Source organism: Campylobacter sp. (assembly GCF_020024835.1).
In the GTDB taxonomy this organism is placed as follows: Bacteria; Campylobacterota; Campylobacteria; order Campylobacterales; family Campylobacteraceae; genus Campylobacter_D.
In genome coordinates this window covers 1-8,990 of the sequence record NZ_JAHHTD010000046.1, presented here as the reverse complement: position 1 = coordinate 8,990, position 8,990 = coordinate 1, and the positions used below count along the sequence as shown (strand labels likewise).

Sequence of the window (8,990 nt, the reverse complement as noted above, 5' to 3'; positions counted from 1 at the left end):
GTTAAAAATAATGCACGAATCTGAAATGATAATAGGATCTCATAGCGAAAATCATCTAAATTTTTTAAATATAAACAAATATGAAGAGATTAAAGAAATAGAAATTTCTTTTCAAAAATTAAAAAATTTTACAAGCCCTGTAAAAACATTTTGCTATCCGTATGGAGAATTTAGTTTGTATTCAAAAGAAATTTTATTAAAAAATCAAGTGGATTTTGCTTTTGTGAGTTTAACAGAATATAAAAAAGATATAGATGTAAAAGATTTATTGCAAAATCCTTATACTCTAGCAAGATATGATTGTAATGAATTTAAATATGGCAAGGCGAGTTTAGGATGAATCACGAAATAAGATTTTGTAAGTATGATGAATACGAACTTTTAAAAAACTATATAAAAACTCAATGGAAAGAAGATCATATTTTTGTAAAATCAAAACTTGTATTAGATTTTCAGCATTTTGATAAAAATCATCAAAGATATAATTTTTTAGTAGCTTATAATACAAATACCAAAGAATTTGATGGAATTTTAGGTTTTATATTGCAAAGTCAATACGATACAAATTGCGAAGATATAAATGTTTGGACTTCTTTGTGGAGTGCTAAAAAACAATACCCTTCCTTAGGTTTAAAGCTTTATAAACATCTAGTAGATATTTTAAATATAAAGCATACTTCATCTGCTGGAATGTCAGAATTTTCACAAAAATTTGTATCTTTATTTGCTTATAATAAAATAGACAAGTTGTATAATTTTTATATAAAAAATGATAAAAAGAAAAAATTTAAACTTGCTAAATTTGACAATAGCACAAAAAAATATAAAAAAAACAATGCCATAAATATAAAAAAACTTACCATTAATGAGCTTCAAAAAAGCAAGCTTGAATTTATATTTTTTCCTAATAAAAGCTTAAAGTATTTTATAAACCGCTATTTAAGACATCGTATGTATAAATACGAAGCTTTTGGGGTGTTTAAAAATGGAATTTTAAAGGCAGTATTTTTTACTAGAACTATAAAACACAATAAATCAAAATGTATGCTAATAGTTGATTTTTTAGGAAATATAAAAACAAATTTATATTATGAATTTCAAAATTTACTAAATCAAAAAAATTGTGAATTTGTAAGTTTAATTTGCTACATACCAGATAAAAATTTTTTCATCAAAATGGGTTTTAATTTAAAAAAAGAAAACGAAATAATACCTGTATATTATGAACCTTTTGTCAAAGAAAATATTGATATTTATTTTGCCATTAAAAGTAAAAAGAAAAATTATGCTATTTTTAAAGGGGATAGTGATCAAGATAGGGTAAATCAATTAAATTTTTGATATAATCACAAAATAAAGGAGTTCATATGCAAATAAATTTAAAAGATGTCCAACAATTTTTCTTAAATATAGAAAGAGCAGATGTGGATGAAAACACTCAAAATTTAGTTAGTGAAGACATAATCGATAGTATAGATATAATGGCTTTAGTAGCAGAAATAGAAAAATTCTTTGGGGCACCACTAAAAGCCGAATACATCAATCCTGAAAATTTTGAGAATTTGGAAAATATAAAAAATATGCTTATGAAAGCATATAATTAATTATTTTTTCAAAGAATTTATAATTTTATTTTTAGATATTATGATTTGAGTTATAAATTCAGCTACTTGATCCCAGTCTTTTTCATTTGTTTGAGTTAAGGTTGGGTTTTCTTTGTATTCGTCCCAATTTATAGGTTCAAATAAAGTTTTTCTATGCGGAAAGTATTTAGCTCTAACCCACTCATTAGAATTTTCATAATAATCAACATAAGATTTTGCAATATCTTTTGCAACTTTAAATTTTAATCTACTATCGCTTGTGCCCTCGAAAGTTTTTCTAGCGATATAAAGCAATGAGTTGATATTTTGACCTTGCAAATCTTTTTTAATTAGCCTTGATTGAAGTTCCATACCTAAAAGATTAAAACTTTCATTTTTGTTTTGCTTTAGCACAAAACTCTCATCCCATTTTAAGCCCAAGTGATACACAAAATCTTTTAACAAAGTTCCGCCGACATATTCTTCTCTAAGCAATCTAACTATTAAATTTTCTTCTCCAAAAACTTCACTATGGCTTTTACAAATCCACTCATAATCAAAAATATATTTTCTAGGATGTTCATCTGGTTTAAAATCAGCTGAATAAAATCCCATATTATTTTTAATATCTTGTGAGCAGTGAGAATTTAAATAATCTAGCGTGGATCTAAAATAAACTATTTCATAAACTTTTGTAAATCCTAAATTATCCATTACTTTTTTTAAAATTTCTATATGTTTTTTAGTGGAAAAATCCCAGACTATGCCCTCTGCTGAAAAAATAAATTTTTTATCTTTATGCAGTTTTGCTTCTATTTTGAAATTTTCAACAGCCTTAATCAAACGCTCATCATCTAAATCATCTAAAACATTAGAGCTTAGTTTTTCTTTTTTAACTAATTCTAAGACTATATCAACCAAGACCCAGTGTCTATTTGCCATTCTTAAGCTTTTTGGATATATATAACCTTGCTCTAAAAGTTTATCTTCATTTTGCATTAAAAAACCTTGTTTTTCTTGATTGCCTGTATTTGTAGTCCCTATATGTAAATAAGCTGTCATATTAACCTCTTTTAATTTTTATATAATTGAAAGACAAAATTTATCATTTTCATCCTTAAAAGTAAAAACTTTATCCTTGCAAGGATAAGAAATGCTATCTTCTCTTATGCTAAATTCCTTATCTTTTAATTTTTCTAACATTTTTGGTAATTCTTTATTAAATAATACTTTATCAGAAATTCCACATCCGTGTTTTAAATCTTTAATAAATTTACCATCTATATCTTTTTCTTCTATTAGATGAAAATCTACTTCATAGCCTAGTGCTTTTAGTATTTGTATTATTTGAATTTTATAATCAGTTGGAGTAAGAGTATCCTCTAAGCCGTGATAGCTTATATAAACTATATCTTTACTTTTTTGAGCTTGTAATATTAAATGAGTTTGATTTAATAAAGCTCTTATTAGATAATTTTCATCTGCAAAATAATAAGGAGAATTTGGATTTTTCCTAGTCCAGTGAGTTTTAACTTGACAATGAATCACAACATTTGGGTCATAACATACACTATCTTCTTTATCAAATTCTTTTCCTAAAAAATACTCAAATGGTGGCAAAATTGCAGCTGAATTTTCTATCACTCCATCGACATACCAAGGAGCTATTTTTGCACACATCAAAGCTAAATAACCTCCATAAGACCCCCCCCCGTAGATTTTAGGTAAATTTTTAAATTGAGGGTAATTATTTAAGATATCTTTTAAAGCATTTATATGATCAATTGCTGCCATTATGCCAAAATTTTGATACTCATTATTTGGCGGGACAAAGGTTCCACTAAAATGTGCTTGATAATCTTGCTCTAAAAGATTTTTTTCTTTTAAATCGCTAATAGTTTCATTTAAAAGATGATAATAATCCCAAGCAGAATAAATATTAAGACCACACGTATCAATGTCAAATTCTTTTAAAACTTTTTCTAAATTTGGCAAGTCCTCTTCTATAAACGTAGTTTGGGCACTATATCTTTGCACATCACTTTTTCTTTGGCAAAAACAATGATACAAAACGCTCACTGCTATAACATCGTATTTTTTAGCTACAAATTGCCTGTTAAAATCAACAAAAACCATATTTGAATTCGCTCCATACCCACCTATGACAAACACTATAGCTTTCATTTTTTTACTATCATCATAAGTAATTCTGTATTCAAGCTTGTTTTCTCTTTTTATATCAAGCTCTTCATCATCACAAGAATCTATAAAATAAGTTTTATCTATAAGCATACATATCCTTTTTAAGATCACATAAAACTATATCTAAAAATCATAAAAATGAAATTATTTATCCAAAAATACCACTTAAATAAGCTTTTGTTTTTTCTTCTTGTGGATTATCAAAAAATTCATTACTTTCATTAAATTCTATCAACTTACCCAAATGAAAAAATGCAGTATAATCAGCCACTCTTTTTCCTTGTTGCATATTGTGAGTTACCATAATCATAGATAAATTTCGACTAAGTTCTTTTAAAAGTTCTTCTATAATGCTTGATGATATAGGATCAAGAGCTGAAGTTGGCTCATCTAAAAGCAAAAGTTTAGGTTTTATCGCTAATGCTCTTGCTATGCAAAGTCTTTGTTGCTGGCCACCAGAAAGTGCTAAAGCACTTTGACGAAGCTTGTCTTTTACCTCTTTTAATAAACCAACTTTTTCCAAGCAATCTACAACTAATTGCTCTTCTTGATTTTTATCTTGTATCATTCCGTGAAGTCTTGGAGCATAAGCTATATTTTCATATATACTTTTTACAAAAACATTAGGTTGTTGAAAAACCATACCCACATTTTTTCTAAGCACAACTACGTCTTGATTTTTAACATCTTTTTTATTTACTTCTACAAGCCCATCAATCGTAGCGATTTTATCATTCATACGATTAAAACATCGCAAAAATGTTGATTTTCCACAACCTGAAGCACCTATTAAAGCTGTTATTTTGTTTTTTTGTATTTGCATATTAATATCAAATAAAGCTTGTTTTTTTCCATAAAATAAATTTAAATCAACGATTTTAGCAATAATCATAAATTCTTTCCTTGAAAATATTTTCTAAGTAAAATAGCACTTAAATTTAAAATAACTAAAAGTCCTAATAAAACTAAAATTCCAGCTGCAGTTCTTTCTAAAAATGCACGCTCTGGCATAGCAGACCAAGTAAAAATTTGAGCTGGCAAAACACTAGTTGGAGAAAATATACTACTGGCTACATCAGGAATAAAAGCTATCATACCTATTATCATCAAAGGTGCTGTTTCTCCTATAGCTTGTGCTAAAGTTAAGATAGAACCTGTAAGTATTATAGGCATAGCTAAAGGGAGCATTATGCCTTTAATCATTTGAAATTTACTCATACCTAAAGCATAGGCTGCATTTTTTATATTAATATCTACGCTTTTTAATGCAGTTTTTGTAGAGACTATGATAATTGGCAAACTCATTATAGCTAATGTAAGACCACCTGCAATAGCTGAAGATCTAGGTATATGAAATAAATTTATAAATACCCCTAATCCTAAAAGTCCAAATAAAATACTAGGAATACTAGCAAGATTATTTATACAAACTTCTATAAAATGCGTAAATAAATTTTGCGATGCAAATTCTTCTAAATAAATTGCTGCACCAATTCCAATTGGCATACAAACAACCATACAAACAATCATCACAAGCAAAGTCCCAACAATAGAAGATAAAATACCTGAATTTTCTGGTGATTTTGAATCTCCATTTAAGAAAAAATTTGCGTTAAATTTTAATTGTATTTGCCCTTTTTGCATTAGCTCATTTACAAGTTGTATTTGTTTGTCATTGAGTTTGTTGTAATTTTTTTTCATATATTGATCTACTTCAGCATTTGCTAAAAACCAAGCTTTCTCATTTGTTTGAGAAGACCTAATTTTTCTTTGCTCTGTGCGAGATAGTAATTCATAAACTAAAGAATTTCTTTCTGCATAAGTATAAATATAAGTTTGTTTAAAAGCTCCAAAACCTAAATAAAAAATACTTGATAAAAAAATACCAAGAAAAATAAGATTTATATAAAGACCCATTTTGCAAAATCTCTTAAAAAATTTTGAAGACTTTTTTCTTTTTTTAAATAATTTTTTCATAAATTTTTCCTTTTATGAAAGCGATTGATTAAATAAACGCTAAAAATATTAATAATCAAAGTGATAACAAATAGCACAAATCCTAAGGAAAATGCACTTAATGTCAAAGAACTATCAAAAGCTTGATCTCCGCTTAAAGCTTCTACTATTTTAATTGTAACTGCTGTCATATCCTCTAAGAAATTTAAGCTTAAATTTGGTCTTAAACTAGCAGCCATAACCACTATCATAGTTTCACCAAGTGCTCTTGAAAGCCCTAAAAGACAAGCAGCTACTATACCTGGCAAAGCTTCTGGTAAAATTACTGCAAGAACCACTTCTTTTTTTGTCATACCTAAAGCATAAGCTGCATTGATTCTTTTTTGATTAACAGCTTCAATACAATCTTGCGACAAAGAAGCTACAATAGGAACTATCATTATCCCCATAATAAATCCTGCACCAAGAGCACTTTGAAAGCTAGCATTAATACCAAAAAGAGAAAAAAACCATACTATAAAAGGAGCTACAATTATCGCTGCAAAAAATCCAAAAACAACACTTGGAATTCCAGCTATAATCTCTAAAATCGGCTTTAAATAATTTTTAGACTTTTTACTCGCAAATACACCTAAATAAATCGCACACATAATGCCAAGTGGCAGGGCATTCATCATAGCAATTAAAGATATATAAAAAGTCCCCCAAAATAAAGACAAGGCACCAAAAATACCTTCTTTTCTTACTCCATCAGCTCCAACAAAAGCCGTATCAACAGCCCATTGACTAGAAAATAAAAAAGTAAAAAGACTTTCTTTTTGAAAAAATTTCAAAGCTTCTATCAAAATAGTTAGCATAATGGCAAAACTCACCACTACGCTAATGAAAGCACAAAGAAAGAGTATAAATTTAATTATTTTTTCTTTTATCAATTTTCATTCCTGTTGTTAAAAAATTTTTCCAGCTTTTACAAGCTCTTGATTTAATACTTTTTCATCATCTACGTGTTTTTGCATTTGTTTTAGCATATCATCACTTAAAGGGACAAGACCTATTTTTTCTAGCTCCGCACCTGTTTTAGCTAAATCATCACTTATATAAATTTTTGCAAATTCAATCGCATCTTTATTTTTAGCATTAACATAAATAAACAAAGATCTTGATAATTTATAAGTTCCATTAGAAATATTTTCATTATTTGCTTGAATATTATCTATACTTACAGCGTTAATTTTGTCTTCATTATTTACTAAAAATCCATACCCAAAAAATCCAAAAGCTTCTTTATCTACACTTAATTTAGAAATAATTAAATTATCATTTTCTCCACTTGGTATATAGGCTCCATCTTGACGTATTGTTTTGTATTTATCTTTATATTCTGGAAATTTTTTAGAATTTTTTATCATAATTAATTCTTCTATAATATCTCTTGTTCCAGAGCTAGAAGGAGGCCCATAAATGGTGATTTTTCTATTAGGTAAATTTGGATTAATTTCGTTCCAATTTTTATAAGGATTTAAAATTAATTTCCCATTTTGTGGTATCTCTTTAGCTAAAGCTAAAAATAATTCTTCTGTTGTGATATTTAATGGAATATTGATTTTATTTTGAGCTAAAACTATACCATCATAGCCTATCATTACCCCAAGAATATCCTTAACACCAGAATTTTGACAAACTTCAAATTCGCTAGATTTTATAGCCCTTGAAGCATTAGATATGCTAGTTATACCCTCGCAAAAAACTTTAAAACCCCCGCCAGTTCCTAAACTTTCTACTATAGGAGTTTTGACATTTTTTATTAAAGCATATTCTTCTGCAACAAAAGAAGTAAAAGGATACATAGTTGATGAGCCAGCTATTTTAAGATCTGTTGCACTCAAACTCATAAAAGCTACTAAACTTAAAGCTAAAACTTTTTTCATAAATTTGCTCCTTTAAAAAATAATAAAAATTTAAAACAAAATGGAAACATTTTGGATACAAGCATTTTTTGATATAATCTTTAAATGTTAAATTTAGTTTTGATAGAAGATGATAAAGATTTAAATGAGCTTTTGTGTTTTAGATTAAAACAAGAAAATATCAATGTTTTTAGTTTTTTTGATTTTTTAAATTTAGAAAGCTTTTTAGATGATAATGACATTGATTTAATCATTATGGATAGAAATCTTCCAAGTGGAGATAGTATTGAAATGATTAAAAAAATGAGAAAAAAAGGCTATGAGGAAAATGTTATTTTTCTTAGTGCTAAAACCTTACAAAAAGATATTTTAGACGGCTTTGAGCAAGGGTGTGATGATTATATTTGCAAACCTTTTGATTTTAATGAATTATTATTTAGAATCAAAGCAGTTTCTAAAAGAAATAAAATTCAAAAAGAAAAAATCATTTGCGGTGATTTTATTTTATATTTTGAAGAAAGAATACTTTATTATAAAGATAAAAATATAAATTTAACTACATTAGACACTGAGCTTTTAAAATGCTTTTTTACCCATAAAAATCAACTATTAAATAGACAATTTTTAAGCGAACAAGTATGGAAAAATGATCTTACTAGCGACAAAACTATCAATACTGCCATAGTAAGATTAAAGCAAAAAATACCTCAAATAAAAGAAAAAATTATATCGATAAGATCTGTGGGGTATAAATTTTGCTAAAAATTAAAACTTTTTTTTTAATTTTATTTAGCTTTTTTTGTAGTTTTTTTGTGCTTTTATTTTTTATTATAAATGAAAAATACATCGATGATATCATAAAAAGCACTTATGAACAAAAATTAAAAACCTTGCACGATACCTTAAATTTTGGCTTACTTAAAGAAATTAATCAAGACAATATTTTAAAATTTGCAACACAAACAAGAGCTGATTTTATCATCAAAAAAGAAAATGAAATCATTACATCATTAAAAGATTTTTCTTTTTTTATTGATAAATTTAATATCAAGCTAACTAAGGCTCATTTTAATGACAAAACAATTTATTATCAAGCTTATACTTATGATAATTTTCAATATATCATCATAGTTTATCCTAAAGATATAAAAATAGAATTTTGGTTACAAAATGCTTTTATATTGATTGTATTTTTATTTGTTTTAAGTTTTGTATTTATATTTACTTATAAAATTTTTAAAGAATATTTTCAAGAATTGTTAAATTTCATCAAAACTATAAATTTAGAATCGACTTTCACCTTTAAAAAAATCTTTTTTAAAGATCTAAATTTGATAAATAC

General features: G+C 26.6%; 10 protein-coding genes and 1 pseudogene. 5 read left to right on the top strand and 6 right to left on the bottom strand.

The annotated features are described in order from the left end of the window. The 3 genes from QZ429_RS06905 to QZ429_RS06895 all read left to right on the top strand — a co-directional run. A partial coding sequence (locus QZ429_RS06905) for a polysaccharide deacetylase family protein (protein WP_291953160.1) occupies positions 1 to 340 on the top strand: 340 nt, incomplete at its 5' end. Next, positions 337 to 1,341 carry a hypothetical protein gene (locus tag QZ429_RS06900; protein ID WP_291953158.1) on the top strand — a complete coding sequence of 335 codons (1,005 nt, stop codon included), beginning with the start codon at positions 337 to 339 and terminating at the stop codon, positions 1,339 to 1,341. The genes QZ429_RS06905 and QZ429_RS06900, both read left to right, overlap by 4 nt. A gap of 26 nt (positions 1,342 to 1,367) precedes the next feature. Next, positions 1,368 to 1,604, top strand: a complete 237-nt coding sequence (locus QZ429_RS06895; RefSeq protein WP_291953156.1) for a phosphopantetheine-binding protein — start codon at positions 1,368 to 1,370, stop codon at positions 1,602 to 1,604. Here the strand turns inward: QZ429_RS06895 and QZ429_RS06890 are convergent, their stop codons facing one another. The 6 genes from QZ429_RS06890 to QZ429_RS06865 are packed head-to-tail and all read right to left on the bottom strand — an operon-like array spanning position 1,605 to position 7,669. Continuing rightward, positions 1,605 to 2,645, bottom strand: a complete 1,041-nt coding sequence (locus QZ429_RS06890) for an acyl carrier protein (protein ID WP_291953154.1) — start codon at positions 2,643 to 2,645, stop codon at positions 1,605 to 1,607. It abuts the gene before it with no gap. Positions 2,646 to 2,663: 18 nt separating this feature from the next. Then, complete coding sequence (locus QZ429_RS06885) at positions 2,664 to 3,875, bottom strand: DUF2920 family protein (RefSeq protein WP_291953152.1); 1,212 nt, start codon at positions 3,873 to 3,875, stop codon at positions 2,664 to 2,666. 58 nt (positions 3,876 to 3,933) lie between these two features. Next, positions 3,934 to 4,674, bottom strand: a complete 741-nt coding sequence (locus QZ429_RS06880) for a phosphate ABC transporter ATP-binding protein (RefSeq protein WP_291953162.1) — start codon at positions 4,672 to 4,674, stop codon at positions 3,934 to 3,936. Then, positions 4,674 to 5,762, bottom strand: a complete 1,089-nt coding sequence (gene pstA / locus QZ429_RS06875) for a phosphate ABC transporter permease PstA (protein WP_291953150.1) — start codon at positions 5,760 to 5,762, stop codon at positions 4,674 to 4,676. Before pstA ends, QZ429_RS06880 begins: the two co-directional genes overlap by 1 nt. Beyond that, positions 5,759 to 6,673, bottom strand: coding sequence for a phosphate ABC transporter permease subunit PstC (pstC, locus tag QZ429_RS06870; protein WP_291953149.1), 915 nt, complete (start codon positions 6,671 to 6,673; stop codon positions 5,759 to 5,761). Before pstC ends, pstA begins: the two co-directional genes overlap by 4 nt. A 15-nt stretch (positions 6,674 to 6,688) precedes the next feature. Next, positions 6,689 to 7,669 (bottom strand): substrate-binding domain-containing protein, encoded by a 981-nt coding sequence (locus QZ429_RS06865; protein WP_291953147.1) that lies wholly within the window; start codon positions 7,667 to 7,669, stop codon positions 6,689 to 6,691. Between the two features lie 84 nt (positions 7,670 to 7,753). Between QZ429_RS06865 and QZ429_RS06860 the strand changes: the two genes are divergently transcribed. Both QZ429_RS06860 and QZ429_RS06855 read left to right on the top strand, forming a co-directional pair. Next, positions 7,754 to 8,410 carry a response regulator transcription factor gene (locus QZ429_RS06860; protein WP_291953145.1) on the top strand — a complete coding sequence of 219 codons (657 nt, stop codon included), beginning with the start codon at positions 7,754 to 7,756 and terminating at the stop codon, positions 8,408 to 8,410. 50 nt (positions 8,411 to 8,460) lie between these two features. Beyond that, positions 8,461 to 8,990 (top strand): annotated as a pseudogene (locus QZ429_RS06855) (hypothetical protein); the annotation flags it as partial.